This window comes from Phaeodactylibacter xiamenensis, assembly GCF_965229835.1.
GTDB lineage: Bacteria > Bacteroidota > Bacteroidia > Chitinophagales > Saprospiraceae > Phaeodactylibacter > Phaeodactylibacter xiamenensis.
The window spans coordinates 5225140-5244486 of record NZ_OZ245931.1 but is presented as its reverse complement, the minus strand read 5'-3'; the positions used below and the strand labels follow the sequence as shown (position 1 = coordinate 5244486).

The window sequence follows — 19347 nt, the reverse complement described above, 5'->3', positions numbered from 1 at the left end:
ATTTTAAATCCCCAGCGTATCGCGGTTGAGCTGATCGTCTGACCCTCCCCCGGCGAAATCGTCGAAAGACTTCTGTGTCACTTCGATGATGTGCTCCTGAATGAAGGGCGCACCCTCTGCCGCACCCTGCTCGGGGCTTTTGATGCAGCATTCCCATTCCAGTACGGCCCAGCTGTCGTAGTCATACTCTGCCAGTTTGCTGGAAATGGCCCGGAAGTCCACATCTCCGTCACCCAGAGACCGGAAACGGCCCGCCCGCTTTAACCAGGGCTGATACCCTCCGTAAACACCCTGTTTGCCGGTAGGGTTGAACTCCGCATCCTTAACGTGATAGGCCTTGATGCGTTCATGGTAAAAGTCAATAAACTGAATGTAGTCGAGGCACTGCAGCACAAAGTGGCTGGGGTCGTAGTTGATGCAGCAGCGCGGGTGGCCGTCCAATGCTTCCAGGAAGGCCTCAAAGGAGTCTCCGTCGTGCAGGTCTTCGCCCGGGTGCAGTTCGTAACACACATCCACGCCCTGCTCGTCAAAAGCATCGAGTATAGGTTTCCAGCGTTTGGCGAGTTCTTCAAAACCCATTTCCACCAGGCCGGCCGGGCGCTGAGGCCAGGGGTACATAAAGGGCCAAAGCAGGGCACCGGAAAAGGACACATGCGCATCTAATCCCAGATTACGGCTGGCTTTGGCCGACCATTTCAGCTGCTGAACGGCCCACTCTGTGCGGGCTTTAGGGTTGTTGTGCACCGCTTCCGGCGCGAAACCGTCAAACAGCTTGTCGTAAACCGGGTGTACGGCGACCAGCTGCCCCTGCAAATGAGTAGACAACTCGGTGATTTCCAGCCCATGTTCGGCAATCCTGCCCTTGAGCTCGTCGCAGTAAGTTTGGCTTTCTGCAGCCTGCTGCAGGTCAATGAGCCGGCTTTCCCAGGTGGGGATCTGAACGCCTTTGTAGCCAAGCCCGGCCATATAGGCGCAGATGGCATCGAGGCTGTTGAATGGGGGCTCATTGCCCATAAACTGAGCGAGGAAAATGGCGGGGCCTTTCATGGTCTTCATAGTCGTGGGTTTTAGATTGGAAAGTACGGATTTTTTGGAAAAGCTGCTGAAGCTTTAGCTATCCAAAAAGCTAACGAAAGCCCAAGCAGGCCTAATTTAGGTCATAACAATAAACATTATACCGAATCCACCCACCTTTACAATGTTTTTTTTGAAAAACCCTAATAGAAGTTTGGAAATATCATAGGGGGGGTATCTTGCATCTAATTGAATAAACATTGCGATACAAAATTTTAGAACTGGACCAGATCAGTAAGTTTACTGCCTGGCTTAGGTTGTGGTTTCTGTTTCTAATAAATGCACGCGCTGGCGCTTACTATTACGATTGGACAACACCATTTACCGGATTGAAGCACCATAGGATATTTTTTGAACTTACTCATTAGTGTTCTAAAGTCAAGTACTGTCGTTTTGCTGTACGAGTCTTCGTCCTGATCAGGGTTTTAAAAAAAGGTACTTGAGATAAGTATCATCCTCTTGTTATTGGGTCAAGTGACTCTTTAACAAGGTGTCAGTATTTTTTATGCTCTTTAGACTATTAAGGGGCATTCTACAATCAATAAAAAAACCTCTGTAATGAAAAAGAAAATTCTATGCTTGCACGTTATCAGTATGTTAGGCGGAGCATTCATTTTATCAGCGCAAACGCCTCTGGTAAATAATTTGTGCTATGATGAAGCCTTCACGGAAAGGCTATCAGTAGTTGGTGATGTAGACTTACCTGCCTTGGGCATTCTAGACAAGCTTAAATTTAGGAAGAAAGAGTACATCAAAAACCACCATGAGTACTTCAACTCTGCTGGCAACGCTGTTCATGATGTACACTTTGCTTCTCACGAAAATATGTTCCCTGCATGGTACACTCACCCCTCCACTATCCGTAGCGACGAGAGCGGGATTAAGGCTTATTTTGCGGAACAAAATGAGTACCTGCCTGATGGTTGGACCGGAGGTTTAAAGGGAGAGACAGTGCATGGTGCATACGTCGAGGCCTCAAAAACTAAGACTGATGGCAGATATCTGGCTCAGGAGTACTCCGAACAGGCGTTTAAAGCCTATGAAGCCTGGAATGAAAAAGTAGATATGGAAGGCTTTCTGCCCAGATTCGCCTTTTCTTATCCCAGCTGGCGGGAACTCAAATCTTTTCAGGACGATGGGTATGATGTTTATATTTCACAGGACATTATTCAGGTACAAGACACTTCAATAAATTTAGTTTGGGATATAGCTGAAAAAATATTTGCCAGGCAGCATTTTGAAGCCGGGAGCATTGCTAAAACTGTCAAAACTCATTATGAATACAACAGTCTATTTCAGGAGGACTTAATTCAAAGGGTCATAACGGTCACTCCTGGTTTTTTTGAAAATGGAGACTGTTATGAAACGGTTGCCCAAGTGACTTATACCAACTACTCAGATGCTTGTGGCAGCCAAGATGGTTTTACATTTGGAGGCAATGATGGATCAAGCGAAGCTACCATGCCTGGCCTGCTTGAGGTTTTTCCCAATCCTGGCGAAAAGCAATTATCAATAGTCATTCCTTCAACGGATTTAGGAACGGCACTGCAAATTGTGAACATGGCGGGTGAAGTTTTAGTACACCGCCAGGTAGACAAAGGCGTCAGGTCTTTTGATATCGACATTAGTGGGATGCCTCCCGGCATATACCTGGTAAAATGTGTACAGGGGAAAGACCAGTATACCTCAAAATTCGTTAAACAATAAGACATGAAAAAGATAATACCTATTTTGGTTTCAGCCTTGTTTGCTGGCTCTGTGTATGCCCAGGTGGGGAATATCGATGAATACCTGCTCCTGGCAGAATGCCCAACCGGCCCAGTCAACATAAACGATACGGTCTTTCAAGCCGCTTTAGTACCCCCTGTTATTATAAATACGGACTCCGATGGCGATGGGATCCCTGATGATATAGAAGGCACAGGCGACCTTGATAATGATGGGATACCCAACTACCTTGACCTGGACAGCGATGGAGACGGGGTGCCCGATGGAGAAGACTTATGCTATGGAGCGCCGGGCAATCCCCCGAGCGGATGCCCGGGAGCCATAATTGACCGGAACGTTTTTTGGCTGCATGGTTATCAGGGAAATGAAACCAGTTTTACCTTAGTCGGTGACGACGTGCAGGCACGCTTCAAAGCCAATAGCAGAAGGCCAGACTATAATGCTTCCCAGCAGACCTTGGCTACCTCTGCGGCAAATGTGGAGATTGATATTAATGACGTAATCAATGGGCAAATTTTAAATGCAGAGCGTAATTTTATCATCGCACATAGCATGGGCGGCTTAGTCGCGCGTACTTTAGGGCAAATGACAGAACCAACCACGGGCACGCCGCTGTACAATGGGCTGATTACCATCGGGACGCCGCACCAGGGTGCATTTGCAGCCAATACGCTCGTTGAGAATCCACAGGTCATTGATGGGGTACTAACTAATGCCTGCCAAAAGCTGGGTGCCGGGCCTGCCAAAGAAGGGATAAATAATTTAGGCGCACTGGGTAGCATGGCTATCCTATTTGGTTTTGGCGGAGGTGCATTGAATGATGTCTGTGAGGCAGGGGTTGATTTTGGTTTTCCTTTGGTTTTGAGTTTTGCGGAGCAAGGTGTGGAAGCGGAACTGACTACAACTGCAGCATCAGCAATACCAGATATGGTTACAGACCACAAAGTTGTTTTCTATGGTATTGAGGATGGGCACAATGACGAGACCCTTACGCCTCGTTTCATTGGAGCATTATTGCCGGAATCCAGCCCCGATGAATGGCCTTTATATAATGCAGATGGATCTGATGCTGCCGGGATTGCTGAAGTCGCTGAGCAACTGGATTTTTACGTCACCCGCATGAATTTCTGGCAAGGGCTGCACGATGCCTACTGTGGCTGGTGGCCTTTATGCTGGACGAGCGCAGAACCTATTGCAGATGCCTACAGAGAAGGTGTCAATTGGTTTAGCACCCTCGACCCTACCTGGCAGGAGTTGATCGGGGCTTCTCAGACGGGCCTCGTCCAAGTCGGATGCGACTACTATGATTATGACGGTATTGTAGGCAGTTGTACCGCCTATTTGGGATTTGACCCTAACTGCGGGGGCGTCTCCAATCCTTTTGCCTGTGAGTATCCTGTCTACGAAATGCAAACCGTCAGGGAGCTTTCAGACGGCTTCATCCTCGCCGAATCCGCGATGAACGGGCCGGGAATGAACTATCCAGTCCAGTTTATGGATGGCTCCAACCACATGCAGATGAAGAACGATAGTGAGATGGAAGAAGCGGTGATAAAGATCTTTGAGGAAAGCTTTGGAGCGTTTGACCAAGGCTACTTTTTTACCGAATTCAGGTAATATGAGGATAATGATTATATACACCTTAATGATTTCCGTAAGCCTTACTTTCTGGGCTTGCAGGCAGCCTGGCCCGTTCTCCCCCAATCCTCCCATCGTAGAACAGGATACTGTATTCGAGTTGGCTTGGGCCACCCGGGTGGATTATGAAAAGGAGATAGTGGGGACAGATAATACACAGCAGTACAAAGATTTACTTCTTATTGGGGGAGATATTGGATTCCCCCCAACGATACTAGCCTTCAACAAAGATACCGGAGAGAAAGAGTGGGAATATGTTCATGAGGGTGCTATAAAAGATGAAATTGATGTAAGTTATGTGTTCAATAATATCTATGTCGGTATGTGCAGTGGAGGGATAGTAGGGATAGATTTGGATACAAAGGTGGCACTCTGGGAGATTGATTTAAAGGCGATGAACATGACAAGAGGAGTCAAGTTCGATGTTTTTAATAACAGTTTATACTTCCGATCGGTGTGGGGGCTAGGCAGTCCGGTTCAAAACACAAAGTTTTTTAAATTATCCCCTTCAACAGGAGAATTAGAAGTTGTATACCAAACTAGCAATGGTTTAATCAATCCACCTGCATTTTATACAGACAACGCTTCAGAAATCAATATCATATTTAACGAATACCCTTGGGAAAATGACCTGCCGGAAGAATCTATTCAAAATTTGATTTGTATTGATTATGACTCAGGAGATGAGATTTGGAGAATGGATTCCATAACGGAACGTTTCATGTCTAATGTAGGTCAAAATGCAGTCGTCTACGACAACCGCATTGTCATCACCGGTGGAGATTGGAGCATTTACGCCTTTGATGTGCAGACAGGAGCGCAGCTGTGGCGGTATGAATTTGATTATCCCTGGGCCATTTGGGCAAATACAAACCACCTTATACATGAAAACCGGTTGTATGTCAACAACGGGCAGGAGGATGTCACCTGTCTTGACCCGGAGACGGGCGAGCTAATATGGAACAACCCTAAGGGTGGTCCCAATTGCACTGACAATATGGTATACTACGAGAAGGAGGAATTACTGGTATTCACCTCCTGGGGCTACGGCTCCGTCATGGTCCTGGATGCGTTAACCGGAGAGACCCTGCACCGGGAGCACCGGTTCGACAACTCTGCCTACAATAATGATGTGGTTTATGATGAGGAGCGCGATATGTTCTTCACCAGTACGTACAAGCATGCTATTGGCTTTAGGGTGCGCAGGCCGTAAATGTGGGAGGCACGGTAAAACCATCCTTCCTTTCCGGGCGGAAGGCAAGCAAAACGTTATTCCGCTTATGATACAGCGGTAGGGCTGCTAAGGGTAAAGATTTAATCCAAGTAACACCCCAAAGACAAAAGCCGCTGCCCAAAACAGACAGCGGCTTTCCTGCGAATTCACTTTACTTTTTGCCTAGACCGTGGTCTCTGACCCCAGTGCGGAGGACAGGTACTCGCGGTTTAGCTTAGCGATATTTTCTACGGAGATGCCTTTGGGGCACTCCGCTTCACATGCGGTGATGTTGGAGCACATGCCAAAGCCTTCGTCGTCCATCTGCTTGACCATCGCCTGAGCGCGGCGCTTGGCCTCTACTTCACCCTGTGGCAAACGGCCCAGGTGCGCGACCTTGGCACTGACGAACAACATAGCCGAAGCATTTGGGCAGGCAGCCACACAGGCACCGCAGCCAATACATGCTGCAGCATCAAAGGCACTCGCAGCCGTTTCCTTCTCGATTGGAATGGCATTACCATCCTGCGCCTGACCGGTGTTGATGGAAATGTACCCGCCTGCCTGAATGATACGGTCAAAGGAATCGCGGGTAACCACGAGATCCTTGATGACCGGGAATGCGCTGGCGCGGAACGGCTCGATCACGATGGTATCGCCGTCCTTAAAGTGGCGCATGTGCAGCTGACAGGTAGTCGTACCTTGCATAGGACCGTGCGGCTCTCCGTTGATCACCATGCTGCAGGTACCACAGATGCCCTCCCGGCAATCGTGCTCAAAGGCAACGGGCTCCTCTTTTTTGGAGATCAGGTCCTCGTTAAGGACGTCCAGCATTTCCAGGAATGACATGTGGGGGGTCGCCTCTACCGTGTAGGTTTCAAACTTCCCCTTAGCGTTGGCGCTTTTTTGGCGCCATATTTTTAATGTGAGTTTCATGTTCTTTGATTTTGTAGTTGAAGCAATTGGGTGTCAGGAAGCTTATTTATAGCTCCGGGTCTTCAACTCTACATTTTCAAATACCAGCTCTTCCTTGTGGAGTTTCGGGTCTTCGTCCCAACCGGTATACTCCCAGGCAGACACGTAAGCGTAGTTCTCATCATCACGCAGTGCCTCGCCTTCTTCCGTTTGGTATTCCTCTCGGAAGTGGCCACCGCAGGACTCCTGACGGTCAAGGGCATCTACGACCATCAACTCGCCCAGTTCAAAGAAGTCCGCCACCCGGTGGGCTTTCTCCAGCTCAGGGTTGTAGTCCTTCGCGTCACCGGGGATGAAGACGTCCTTGTAGAACTCTTCGCGGAGCTCCTGAATCATCTTGCGGGCTTTCTTCAGGCCATCTGCATTACGCGACATGCCGCAGTATTCCCACATGATTTTGCCCAGGCGGCGGTGGAAGCTCTCCACAGACTGATTGCCCTTGATGTTCATCAGTTGATTGAGGCGGTTTTCCACGTCTTTTTCGGTTTGCTCGAATTCCGGGCTGTTCGGGTCGATCATCGGCGTACGGATTTCCTGGCTGAGGAATTGGCCTATGGTGTAAGGCAGCACGAAGTAGCCGTCTGCCAGCCCCTGCATGAGCGCAGATGCACCCAGGCGATTGGCACCGTGGTCGGAGAAGTTGGCTTCTCCGGTAGCGAAGAGGCCCGGGATATTCGTCTCCAGATTATAGTCTACCCAAAGACCGCCCATGGTGTAGTGGACTGCCGGATAGATTTTCATAGGCGTTTGATAAGGATTCTCGCCGGTAATCTTTTCGTACATCTCGAAGAGGTTACCGTACTTTTCCTCTACCACCTTCTCGCCCAGCTCTTTGATTTTGGCGTCGCTTGGATTGCTGATGCCTTTGGTATTGGCTTCTGCCTGACCGTAGCGCATGATCGCCGATTCGAAATCGAGGAATACCGCCAGTCCGGTTGGTGCCACGCCAAGCCCTTCGTCACAGGCTACTTTGGCCGCGCGGGAAGCTACGTCCCGTGGCACGAGGTTACCGAATGCCGGGTAGCGGCGCTCCAGGTAGTAATCGCGGTCTGCCTCCGGAATGTCATTTCCGGTTTTGCGGCCCTCGCGGATGGCTTGTGCGTCCTCCTGCTTTTTCGGTACCCAAACCCGGCCGTCGTTACGTAAGGACTCCGACATGAGCGTCAGCTTGGACTGATACTCCCCAGACTGCGGGATACAGGTCGGGTGGATTTGCGTAAAGCAAGGGTTCGCCATGTAGGCTCCGCGGCGCACCGCACGCCATGCGGCGGTACCGTTGGAATTCATGGCGTTGGTGGACAGGTAGAAAACGTTGCCGTAACCACCGGAGGCCAACACCACACAGTGAGCCGCGTGGCGCTCGAGCTCTCCCGTGAGCAGGTTACGGGCAATGATGCCCCGCGCCTTGCCATCCTGAATGACGACATCGAGCATTTCGTGGCGGTTGTACATTTTCACGCTGCCTTTGGAAATCTGTCGCGACAGGGACTGATAAGCTCCGAGCAACAGCTGCTGTCCAGTCTGTCCCCGTGCGTAGAATGTACGGCTTACCTGCACCCCACCGAAGGAGCGGTTAGCCAGCAGTCCACCGTATTCACGGGCGAAAGGCACGCCCTGCGCCACCGCCTGATCAATGATATTGCGGCTCACCTCTGCCAGGCGGTGCACATTTGCTTCCCGGGAACGGTAGTCGCCCCCCTTGATGGTATCGTAAAACAGGCGATAGACGCTATCGCCGTCATTTTGGTAGTTTTTGGCGGCATTAATACCACCCTGAGCGGCGATACTGTGCGCCCGGCGGGGGCTGTCGTGGAACGTGAACGCTTTCACCTTGTAGCCCAGCTCGCCCAGTGTAGCTGCCGCAGCAGCGCCCGCAAGACCTGTACCGACAACGATGACTTCGATGCGGCGTTTGTTGTTGGGTGCCACCAGATTCATGGTACCGCGGTAACGCGTCCATTTCTCCGCTAATGGCCCCGGAGGAGTATTACTTTGAAAAGGCATATCAATCAAGTTTTGCAGTTGTCAGATAAATTAACCCCTGAGGTACATCACGATAGGAATGACCGCGAAACCAAGTGGGATGAGTATAGCGTAAGCTTTGCCAAGCCCCTGAATAAACGGGGTGTACTTGCGATGGTTGATGCCCAGCGTCTGAAAAGCCGACTGGAAACCGTGGACCAGGTGGTACCCGATCACGACCATAGATACGACGTAAAAAATGACAAAGCCGATATTTTCGTAAGCCGTGGATACCAGCGTGTACAAGTCCTTCACTTCCTTACCATCGTAGGTAGCCATAGGTGTTGCGCCAAGCTTCATTTGCAGCCAGAACTGATACATGTGCACAGCAATGAATACAAAAATAATTGTACCCAGCCAGCCCATGTTGCTTGCCGCGAAGCTGTTGGTGCCTGCTACCTTGTTCACCTTAACAGCGTAGCCTTTAGAACCCCGGGCTTTCCGGTTTTTGCGCCATAGCGCCCAGCCCTGAAAGGCGTGCAGCAGAATACCCGCGTACAGCAGATAGGAAGTTGTCTTAATTAGCGGATTGGTCGTCATAAACTCAGCGTAAAGATTGAACGCCTTGCCACCGTCCCCTGCCAGTAGCTGCAGGTTACCAACAAGGTGAACAGCCAGGAATATAATGAGAAATAATCCGGTCAGACTCATCACTACCTTCCTGCCAATTGAAGATGTCAAAAAATTTGAAAACCAGCTCATGTTTTTTGCTTTTTCAGTTGTGTGCAGCCCTTAGCAGGCTTGTTTTTAGCGTTTTTAGTTAGCCTTGTAAATGTAGTAACAAAATCTATGGATATTGACAAAGACCACCAAGTATTGTTTGGTTGACTTAAACCACAAAAGTTATTTAGAATCGTTTCAAATTATACAGGATTAGTGTACTTAAACTACAGGTGGGTGCAAACAAAAACACTACCTGGTGTCGTTGTATACATGTAATGAGGATAAAAAACGAAAATCACGGTAGCCCGAATTCCCAGGAAATGACTCTGGTTGCCACTACTTACAATTTTTATGGATCAGCCAAAACGGCAACCTAAAGCTAGTTTTTCCCACTTTCTAGATAAGTTCCCTGAAGTCCCCCTGCCCATTACGCTCGCAGAGGAAGCCCACCATGCTTTTAGTCAGAAAAACGATCCGCTGCCGGCCGTGATGATCGAGCAGTTCATCCTTCCCATTGAAGGGCAGCCGATGGACGACTATACAGAGTTTGTGCCCTGTATGCGCATCCCCGACACCCATGATTTTCATGCGATCATTTACTGGCGGGCGATGTTGATGTCTTATCAGTATTCTCTGGTGACCTTCAACAAAAAAGGCGAGCTAATCGACAAACGGGTCATTGCGGGAACCATCTCACAGGGCGGCACGTTAACAACCTCAGTTGCAACCATTGAAGACGACTGGAAAATTTACATCGTTTCTGGTCAGAGCCAGGCGAATCAAAATAAGGGATTTGACCCGGCCAAGAGTACAGCCAACCATTTGGAGCTCTTGCCTGAGGGTCAAATCACAGAACACATTTAACCTATTACTGACTTCCCTACAACTTTCCGGCCCTATAGCCCTGCGCTTGCCAACCTCGCCAAGGACCGGACAACGATTTTCTAAACACCCAAAAATATCATGAGTAAAAACAGAAAACACAACTCCAAAAAGACCGGCCGTAAACTCAGCGCCAATCAGCTGCGTGAAGAGATCTTGAAGCTCTTCCGCCGCCACCCCAAGAAACAACTGAACCCCAAACAAATTGTCCGAAAGTTGAAAGTCGCCAATAATAGCGATTCTGTACGGGATGCACTGGAGAAGCTTTCCGAAAGCAATGAGCTAAGGCCAACCGGCGACTACAAGTTCAAGCTCAACCGGCAGGACCACGCTGCCCGGAGCAATGGACAGTACGCCACCGGCACTGTGGATATGACCCGCAGTGGCGATGCTTATATTGTCTGTGAAGGACAGGAGCAGGACGTCCACGTTTCTGCAAAGTACCTGAATACGGCTATGAACGGCGACAAGGTGAAAATCCGAACCTGGACTCCATCCGGCCGCCGCAAGCCTGAAGGTGAGGTCGAGCAAATCCTGGAGCGTGCCCGCGATCACTTCATCGGCACGCTTTGGATGTACCCCAAGCACGCGGTAGTAACCATTGATATCGTGCCCCCTATTGATGTGGAGGTGAACATGAAGGATATGCCGGAGGCTAGCGATGAGGACCGGGTAGTCGTACGTATAGACGAGTGGCCCGACCGCCACAAGCACAATCCGAAAGGTACAATCACAACGGTACTGGGCAAAGCCGGCAGCAGCGATATTGAGATGAAGACCATTTTGGTCAACAACGGCTTTGACCTGGAATTCCCGCAAGATGTCAAACGGGAAGCCGAGTACCTGCCTGCGCGGATCAGCGAAGAGGAGATTAAGCGCCGCCGTGACCTGCGGGAGATTACCACCATCACCGTTGACCCCGAGGATGCCAAGGACTTTGACGATGCCCTGTCCATCCGCCACCTGGAAAACGGGGAGATAGAAGTCGGTGTGCACATTGCGGATGTCACGCACTATGTCAAGGAAGGTACCCCACTGGACAAGGAAGCCTTCAACCGTTCCACCTCCGTCTACCTGGTGGACCGGGTACTGCCGATGCTGCCTGAGCGGCTGTCTAACGACCTCTGCTCCTTGCGCCCTAATGTCGACCGGCTGGCTTTTTCGGCTCTGTTTGTCTTCAATAAGAGCAATAAGATCATTAACCGGTGGTTTGGCAAAACGGTCATCCACTCGGATCAGCGGTTTACCTACGAAGAGGCACAGGAGCGCATTGAAGGACAGGGCGGCAGTTTTGCCCAGGAAATTCAGCAACTGGCTAAGCTTGCCCGCCATTTGCGCAAGCAGCGCTACAAAGAAGGTGCCATCAACTTTGAAACGGAGGAGGTGAAATTCCGCCTGGACAAAGACGCCGTTCCTGTGGAAGTATATGTCAAGGAGCGCAAGGAAGCCCACATGATGATTGAGGACTTCATGCTGCTGGCCAACCGGGAGGTGGCACAGTTTATTAGCCTGAAAGGACGGGACCAGGAAATCCCCTATGTCTATCGTATCCACGATGAGCCTGACCCGGACAAAGTCATGGAGCTTTCCCGCTTTGCCCGCGAGATGGGCTTCGATATGAATATCAGTTCTCCGGAGCAGGTTGCCAAAGCTTACAACCGCCTGGCACAGGAAGTACAAAAGCGCCCTGAACTGCGCCTGCTGAGCCCATTGGCCATCCGGACCATGGCCAAGGCCGCCTACTCCACCGAAAATATCGGGCACTACGGGCTGGGCTTTGAGTATTACACCCACTTCACCTCCCCTATCCGGCGCTATTCTGATGTGCTGGCCCACCGTCTGCTGGAGCCTAACCTGAGCCACAACGACTTCTACCGCGTCAACAAATCGCGCCTGGAGGATCAGTGCAGCCACATTTCCAAAAAGGAGCGCAACGCCATCACCGCCGAGCGCGAATCCATCAAGTACAAACAAGTGGAGTTTATAGAGAAGCACATTGGCGAAGAATTCGATGGCTTCATTAACGGCATGATGGACCGGGGCTTTTTTGTGGAACTGGAAGCCGGCCTGATCGAAGGTATGGTGCCTTTTGAAACACTGGACGAGCCGTTTGATGTATCCGATTCCCGCCTGCGCATGGTCGGTGCCTTTTCCAAAAAGGAGTACAAAATGGGGCAGCGTGTACGGGTGCGCATCGCCCGGGCTGACCTTGCCAAACGCCAAATAGAAATGGACTGGGTGCGGGAAGAAACCGTACCGGCGGGCAGTGGCGGCAACAACGGCAAAGACAATAACCGCAACAAACGCCGGAAGCGCTAAACATCATGCAGACGACTGTAGAGGGTTACCTTACGGAAGGCTGTGGCCGGTGCCCGTTGGGCGGTACACCCGGCTGCAAAGTGCATGCCTGGAGCGCTGAACTGCACGCGCTCCGGGGCATCTTGTCCAAAAGCGGCTTAACAGAAACGGCAAAGTGGGGCGTGCCCTGCTACACCCTCAATAGCAAAAACGTGCTCTTGCTCAGTGCTTTCAAAAACCACTGCGCGATCAGCTTCTTCAAAGGGGCGCTGCTCAAAGATGATGCAGGGCTCCTTTCCACCCCCGGCCCTAACTCCCAAGCCTCCCGCTTGCTGAAGTTTACCAGCCCGGATGCTGTCGAGGCACTAAGGGAAGCCACCCATGATTTCATTCAACAGGCTATTGCAATCGAAAATGCGGGCTTACAAATCGAGCTCAATAAAAGCCCGGAGCCCTGGCCGGAAGAGTTGCAGGAATGGCTGGAGCAGGACCCTGTCCTCAAAGACGCCTTTGAAGCGCTCACCCCAGGCAGGCAGAGAGGATATGTCCTTTATTTTTCCGCCCCCAAGCAGTCCAAAACCCGGATTTCCCGTATCGAAAAGTGTGTGGACAAAATCATGAACGGGGAAGGGCTGCATGATGCCTATCAAAAGAAGGGGAAAGCGTAATTCTTCACTTGATCATTTACTTCCGTCACTAACAACAAATCGGTACCGCATACCTGATGCGATACCGACCTGAGCAGCTGTAAAGACTAATAAGGAAGGCGGCGGCACCTGATAGCGCACCTGCCTCCGGGTCTTTCAAAATCAGCCTGAAAGCTTATCCAATTAGCCGATGTACCTGAAGTTGTACTGGTAAATACTAACGACAAGTATGACAAACAGCAAGAAGAAAATAAAGGCACCGAGGATCAGGTATCCTTTTTTTCCTGAATTTCTTATTTCATCACCCATGATGGCTATTTTTTATGTTAATGGTTATTCCTGCCTGCAAAGATGGACAAAAATCTAAAAATGGCAAAGTCTGCTATACGCCTTGATACCCTTTGATACGAACAAGCAGGGCTGACCTTCCAAACGAAAGAAACCGGCTTGCTGCATCTGAGGGCAACAGGCCGGCTTCCTGTGGATCGGTCCCTAAGACAAATCCTAGTAAAAACGAGAACGATTGTCCTCAATATCCGCGTTTTTCTTCATCGCCTGAATCAGGCGGGCTGGTACTTGCTGTTGTACCGGAGAAGACATGGTACGGCGCAGCTCAGGGATGTTGCTGGCCTGACCTGCAGCAGGCTTGCTGAGGACTTGCACGACAAACACGCCTGTCTTGCCTTCGATTGGTGCAGAAACGCTGCCCTGCTCCATAGTATATGCTTTTCCGATCACCTTAGGTTCGAAGCCCAGACTGGGTACGAATGTCGCATTGAAAGCTACATTGCGAGCAGTATCCACCTGCGTACCAAACTGCTGAGCAATAGATTGCAGATCAGTACCGCTAATCTTTCCGGCCAGCATTTCTGCTTTTTTCTTGTTGATGACTTGCTGTTCGATTTGGCTCTTGATATTCGCCACCGCAGGCAGGCCAGCAGCCTGACGGGCACGAAGACCAACTACCACATACTTGTTGGTATAGTAGTCTACCGGGTCCTGATAGCCATAAAGCTCAGGGGAAACTTCACCCACATCTGCGTTGAAGGCCCAGCGAACGATGTCGCGGCTCGCCTGCCCACCGCCCAGCTCACCGATGGAGAAGGCATTGCGCGTCAGGCCAGTGGAGGTCTTCATATCCAGTCCACGGGCAGCAGCGTTTTCCCGTAGTGTTTCCAGGTCGCGGTTCTCACCGATAAAGGCCAGGACGTCCGCTTCAATATTCTCTTGTGTCTCTTCCAGTGGAACGATAGACTCTTCCAGGTAGGCTACCTTCACACGGGGTGTAGTGGAAGCGCTGCGGCTCAGTACTTCAACCAGGTGCCAGCCATAAGAAGTCCGTACTTTGTACAGTTTGCCAATATCGCCAGTAATGAAGAGAACTTCGTTGAATTCAGGTACGAACTGACCAGGAGTCACGCCCTCGTACTTACCACCATCGGAAGCACTGCCCGGGTCCTGACTGAATCTGATTGCCAGAGAATCGAAGCTTGCCCGATTGTTTTCCAGCAGGTTTTGCAGGCTGTCGATGGTTTTCTCAGCCGATACAAACTGCTCGGGTGCCTGTGCCTGAATCAGGATGTGGCGGGTATCCGCAGAGTCTGCGATCATACGGCGCTCTACCAGCTTCACGGCCCGGTACTTGCCCTGATCGATGTAAGGGCCGTAAACACTACCCTCCGGCATATTCATTACCGTATCCTTGATCGCTGCGCTAAGGGCATCCTCTGTCAGGAAAGTGCTCGGTGGCACGCCATAGTTACGCTCCGTGAATGCGGTATCGTCTTTTGTTGTTTCAAACTCAGGCAGTAATTCTGCCAGGCGGTTGCGCAATGCTGCAGAGTCTTCCACCGTTGGCTTCACTTCAAAGACCACGTACTCCAGGATACGCGTCTCTTCGTCATTCTTATACTGCTCGGCGTTTTCCTTCAGGTAAGCCTCATAGTCCGCATCAGAAAGCGTCACTTCAGCGTTGTCCATTTCATCAAAAGGCACCTTAACGTAAGCCAGGCTAACGGGTGCATTCTGCTCGGCATGGCCCATTTCCGCCATCCAGGTCGGTGTATAGATAGCCTTGGACACCAGCATATTGATCTTACTCTGCAGGCGGTCCTTGATAATTTCATTTTCCTGGTGTGCCCAGTAGGACATCAGGCGGGGGTCCTCAGCAATAGAGCCATCTTCGATAGCAGTCTTAATCTGATTCAGCTGCTGAAAGTCCACCTGACCGGTTTGCGGGTTGCGGAAACGCTGCTGAATGACCGGGCTTGGGTTGGTACCAAACTGCAGATCCAGCAGTTCTGTTTTGCTCACACCAAGGCCGAGCGCTTCGGCTTCTTCTTTCACCAGCGCTTCTTCTACGAAGTAGTTCCATAGCTGGCTGCGGCGGCTGTACAGGTCACCACCAGAGTTGCCATACAAGACCTGCTCCGTGCGGTAAAACTGATTCCAGTCCAGCTTTTTACCCTCAATATCGCCCACAATAGTCTGAGAGCTGCCAAATACACTTTGCTGACCAGAAGTCATGTCCATTACAATGAACCCGATCAGACCCAGTGCGATCAGTACGACCAGCAGCCAGGAATTCTTTCTAATTTTACTTATCAAAGCCATCTTAAGACCGATGTTTTTTGAAAATCAATGTTTCAATTCTACTCATCCACAGGCGTTTTCTGTTTAGAAGCGGCTTGTGAATGCTCCACTTTACGCTAAAGAGACGCAAAGATAAGCTACCTTCGCGAAAATCCATGCAAATGTAGTTGGTTTAACGGCTAAATACAAACTTTAGGGAAAGTAGTAGCTACTGAAGTGAAAATCGGGACGGGCGGGCAACGGGCATATGCGGAGTGTGGTAAAATGCGAGGCTTTGCTGATCATGAAATCAGGAGCAGGGTATTCGCATGGCTGAGGTTGAGGTTGAGCGCCTTTGCTATGGCTTCCTGCCGGGAATAGCGAGCTATTCATCCCGCTCCGGCAGCCCCAGCCTGTTCTCAACCTCAACCTCAACACAGATAGCGGCGCCTTACAAATCATTCAGCCGCTTCTGCACGGACTTAATCACGCCTTCCTGAGCTTTGATACGCTCTGCCATTTCCTCCTGCGCTTTGAGGTTGTCTTCGATGTCCTTTTCGGCTTTGGCGATAGTCTCTTTGGCGCGTTGTATTTCCCGCTCATAGCGCTCTTTGTCGGCAGCGAGGCGCTCCAGGTCGCGGTTGAGGTCCTTGAGCATACCCTCTTGTTCTTCCAGTTCAATTTTGACTTTGGCGCGGGCCACTTCCAGCCCAAACCGGACCAGCATCTTCTCCGCTTCGGTATAGCGCTCGCGGTGTTGACTGGAATTCAGGTAGGCCCCGCCCAGATCAATCCACATATATATAAAGGTGTTATCGCCCTTTTGCTCCGTTTTGGCGATGACATCCACGGTGTTGCCCATGCCCAGAGCGGCGATGTCCGCATCATCAGAGAGCCATTCTTTGTCTTTGCGCTGCCATTTGGGCTTTTCGCGGTAGAAGTCCTTCATGTAGTCTTTCCAAAGGTCCGAGACCAGCCCGGCATCAACGGCGGGGACTTCGAGGACAAGGGCATTTTGCACGCCGGCACTCATGCCTACGCTGCGCTCTACCACCTGTGCCTGCGTAAAGGGAAGCGCACAAATGGTGAACAGGAAAATCCAGATATAACGAATCATTATGATAAGGTTTTGGTGTTAGGACGGGTTCTTGCCGATAAGTCACTTTACGCCGGCACCACGATACGCAGGGCTTTAGGCACAATCTGGAAGTGAGCGGGGGTCTCGCCAAGGAACTCCCCATCGGCTTCCAGCAAGGTGGGCGGCGAACCGGGCGTGGCTTTCACATCGGCCTCCTCGGCAAAGAAAGTAGTGACTTTGGGGTGCGCCCCGATAGTCCCATTGTAGAACCGATAGGTATTCATCAGCACCCCCAACCGGCTGATCTGACCGGCCAGAGTGACCGCAAAAGCGCCTTTATCAGGTTCTGCATGAGGCACGAGTTGCATGCCACCGCCAGAGTATTTCCCAATTCCAAAGTTAATGGTGTAAAAGAAGTCCTGATAGGCCTGCCCGTTGGCTTCCACTACGGCTTCCTGCAGGTAGTATTCAAACAGGCACTTTGTAACCAGCGATAGGTAAAACAGCTTGCCGCCTTCTCCGGGCTTGCGCTGCATAGAGCGCTGCACCAGGTAGCCATCATAGGCCAGGCCGGCTACGTTGACAAAATAACGGGAAACGGGCTTGTCGTGGCTTTGGTAGTTGATCAGGCCCACGTCCTGCAAGGTCGTATGCCCTTTGGCAATCATGGACAAGGCGTCATCCGGTTTAGTGGGGATGCTGTGGGTCCGTGCCCAGTCGTTGCCGGTGCCTGCGGGAAGCAGGGCATGGTGAATATCAATCGGCCGGGCCACCGATTGAGAAAGTATCCCATTGGCTACTTCGTGGTTGGTCCCATCGCCTCCTACGGTAAGGATACGGCGGTAGCCCTGGGCGATCGCCTGTTTGGCCAGCTCGGTGGCGTGCCCGTTTTCAGTGGTCACTGCCCAGTCACTAACCGGCAGGTAGCTGGCTATCTTCTGCTGTAAATCGGTCCAGTTGTTGCCCGCTTTGCCCTGCCCGGAGACAGGGTTAGCGATGACATACCACTGTTGGTGCATAAGGTGAGCGTTGATTCTGTGGTTGAAGATAGGGAAATTGTGGTAAACGAAGCAGATTGAAAAATACTATGTGCTCTTGGGCAGGCTTCAATAGCTGCAAAAAAACAGAGCCCTTCGCTGGCATGAAGGGCTCTATCTAAAACCGATAACACTAAATTTTTTCAGCACGCTGATGGTGCCTGAAAAAAGCAATATGTAGTTTGACGGAAATAAACGATACAATTTTCTTTAGGATTCGCTAATATTTTCACACAACCTCCCTCTGGTCAGTTGTTTAGAAAATTTTAGCGAATCAAAATTGCATCATTTATTTTTTCTCCGTCACTATGAAAAACTTATGGCTCAATAAAAAGCTGGTGTGGGAAGTCAGTCTGACTGACGTTCCGAAACCTTGGCATTCAGCACGCCAAAGTAGAACAACATCAATGCGGCTAAAACAGCCAGCCACCATTGCCCGGCAACGAATGCCAGTACTGCAATAGCACCCATTAAGTAGGATTGTGATGCCATGTAGGCTCTTGTTTTATTAAGCACTACAAATGTAATGGCAGGGTTATGGCCGTGAAATGACTTTTGTCAGTACTGCTTTGATTTTTGGGTGATCTATTCCGCCCCTGCCAAAAAACAAAAACCCATGCCAACAAGTCAGCACGGGCCCCCTTTCAAAATGAAAGTAAGCAGTCTTTAGCCCATCAAAAAGCCAAATTCGATCACTAAACCTGCTGTTCGTTAAAGATACTAATAGAGTACCATATCAAATTGCCGGCGGTAGGTTTTGGTTAGCGGATGGTCGTTGCCCCAGGCATGAAAACAGGCTATAGCTGCCCGGCGTGGCAGGTCTTTCGCATAGGACTTGTCCTTACCGGCCGCTTCGATGATGGCTTTGATGCCGTTCTCCCAGTCCCGCTGCTTCAATGCAGCCTGGGCTTTGGCGATGGACTGTCCGGGCGCAGAGTCGTCCGCTTCGTGTTTCATCAATTCGGCGATGGTCCGGACTGCTTCGGCCTGTTCTGCAGAAGGTTCCCCTGCTTTTATGGGCTGCAGCAAGGATTCCGCCCGGTCGGGTGCACTCACCGCCAGCGCCATTGCCAAAGCCAGGCGGGCATCCTTCATATCCGGATATTGCGCCACAAAGGCCTCCAGCTCAGAAATATCACCATCGCCGTCCAGGCGTTCCAGGATGAGGTCCAGGGTTTCCTTTCTGCCATCCGGCAGGTTATTGGCCAGCCAGTTTTCGATCTGCGTACGGGGCAGCGCACCCGCAAACTCAGCAATCACCCGCCCTTTGTGGAACATCTTGACGTTGGGTATACTGCGAATCTGATATTCTGATGCCAGGGCCTGCTCTTCTTCAGTATTGACCTTCACCAATGCCCAACGGTCGGACTGCTCTTCGGCCAGTGCTTCAATAGTTGGGCCCAATACCCGGCACGGGCCGCACCAGGAGGCCCAAAAGTCCACCACTACGGGCATTTCGTGGCTTTTCTCAATGACTTCGGCTTGAAAATTCATACTGTACTTGATTGATGAATAAAGGGT

15 protein-coding genes are annotated in these 19347 nt (G+C 50.8%); 6 read left to right on the top strand and 9 right to left on the bottom strand.

From position 1 onward, the window contains the following. Nucleotides 1–3 precede the first annotated feature (3 nt). A complete protein-coding gene (locus ACO08I_RS19975) occupies nt 4–1056 on the bottom strand; it encodes a sugar phosphate isomerase/epimerase family protein (RefSeq protein ID WP_421946888.1) in 1053 nt (350 codons plus the stop codon). A gap of 576 nt (nt 1057–1632) precedes the next feature. On the opposite strand from ACO08I_RS19975, the gene ACO08I_RS19970 reads away from it, so the two are divergent. Genes ACO08I_RS19970 through ACO08I_RS19960 form a run of 3 tightly spaced genes read left to right on the top strand, consistent with a single transcriptional unit; the run spans nt 1633 to nt 5653 of the window. Continuing rightward, the gene (locus ACO08I_RS19970) at nt 1633–2781 is read left to right on the top strand and encodes a T9SS type A sorting domain-containing protein (protein WP_421946887.1); all 1149 of its coding nucleotides are present in this window, start codon (nt 1633–1635) and stop codon (nt 2779–2781) included. 3 nt (nt 2782–2784) lie between these two features. Beyond that, nucleotides 2785–4419, top strand: coding sequence for a hypothetical protein (locus ACO08I_RS19965; protein ID WP_282783895.1), 1635 nt, complete (start codon nt 2785–2787; stop codon nt 4417–4419). A 10-nt stretch (nt 4420–4429) separates the two neighbouring features. Continuing rightward, nucleotides 4430–5653, top strand: a complete 1224-nt coding sequence (locus ACO08I_RS19960; protein WP_282783897.1) for a PQQ-binding-like beta-propeller repeat protein — start codon at nt 4430–4432, stop codon at nt 5651–5653. A gap of 183 nt (nt 5654–5836) precedes the next feature. Here the strand turns inward: ACO08I_RS19960 and ACO08I_RS19955 are convergent, their stop codons facing one another. Genes ACO08I_RS19955 through ACO08I_RS19945 form a run of 3 tightly spaced genes read right to left on the bottom strand, consistent with a single transcriptional unit; the run spans nt 5837 to nt 9352 of the window. After that, nucleotides 5837–6589: a succinate dehydrogenase/fumarate reductase iron-sulfur subunit gene (locus ACO08I_RS19955; protein WP_282776861.1), complete on the bottom strand. Its 753-nt coding sequence runs from the start codon at nt 6587–6589 to the stop codon at nt 5837–5839. Between the two features lie 42 nt (nt 6590–6631). Next, nucleotides 6632–8632, bottom strand: coding sequence for a fumarate reductase/succinate dehydrogenase flavoprotein subunit (locus tag ACO08I_RS19950; RefSeq protein ID WP_421946886.1), 2001 nt, complete (start codon nt 8630–8632; stop codon nt 6632–6634). Between the two features lie 30 nt (nt 8633–8662). Next, on the bottom strand, nt 8663–9352 hold the full coding sequence (locus tag ACO08I_RS19945) for a succinate dehydrogenase cytochrome b subunit (protein WP_421946885.1): 690 nt from the start codon (nt 9350–9352) through the stop codon (nt 8663–8665). Between the two features lie 312 nt (nt 9353–9664). Here ACO08I_RS19945 and ACO08I_RS19940 point away from each other — a divergent pair, with 312 nt between their 5' ends. The 3 genes from ACO08I_RS19940 (at nt 9665) to ACO08I_RS19930 (ending at nt 13161) form a co-directional block, all read left to right on the top strand. Next, nucleotides 9665–10177: a hypothetical protein gene (locus ACO08I_RS19940; protein WP_421946884.1), complete on the top strand. Its 513-nt coding sequence runs from the start codon at nt 9665–9667 to the stop codon at nt 10175–10177. 99 nt (nt 10178–10276) lie between these two features. Continuing rightward, complete coding sequence (gene rnr, locus ACO08I_RS19935; RefSeq protein WP_421946883.1) at nt 10277–12514, top strand: ribonuclease R; 2238 nt, start codon at nt 10277–10279, stop codon at nt 12512–12514. Between the two features lie 5 nt (nt 12515–12519). Continuing rightward, nucleotides 12520–13161, top strand: coding sequence for a YdeI/OmpD-associated family protein (locus ACO08I_RS19930; protein WP_421946882.1), 642 nt, complete (start codon nt 12520–12522; stop codon nt 13159–13161). A gap of 483 nt (nt 13162–13644) precedes the next feature. Here the strand turns inward: ACO08I_RS19930 and ACO08I_RS19925 are convergent, their stop codons facing one another. The 5 genes from ACO08I_RS19925 to trxA form a co-directional block, all read right to left on the bottom strand. After that, complete coding sequence (locus tag ACO08I_RS19925) at nt 13645–15753, bottom strand: peptidylprolyl isomerase (protein WP_282777000.1); 2109 nt, start codon at nt 15751–15753, stop codon at nt 13645–13647. Between the two features lie 409 nt (nt 15754–16162). Then, on the bottom strand, nt 16163–16828 hold the full coding sequence (locus ACO08I_RS19920) for a hypothetical protein (RefSeq protein ID WP_282776999.1): 666 nt from the start codon (nt 16826–16828) through the stop codon (nt 16163–16165). Nucleotides 16829–16875: 47 nt separating this feature from the next. Beyond that, nucleotides 16876–17808: a diacylglycerol/lipid kinase family protein gene (locus ACO08I_RS19915; protein ID WP_282776998.1), complete on the bottom strand. Its 933-nt coding sequence runs from the start codon at nt 17806–17808 to the stop codon at nt 16876–16878. A 366-nt stretch (nt 17809–18174) separates the two neighbouring features. Continuing rightward, entirely contained in the window at nt 18175–18318 is a 144-nt protein-coding gene (locus ACO08I_RS19910) for a hypothetical protein (protein ID WP_282776997.1), read from the bottom strand. Nucleotides 18319–18546: 228 nt separating this feature from the next. Continuing rightward, entirely contained in the window at nt 18547–19320 is a 774-nt protein-coding gene (gene trxA, locus ACO08I_RS19905; RefSeq protein WP_421946881.1) for a thioredoxin, read from the bottom strand. Nucleotides 19321–19347 lie beyond the last annotated feature (27 nt).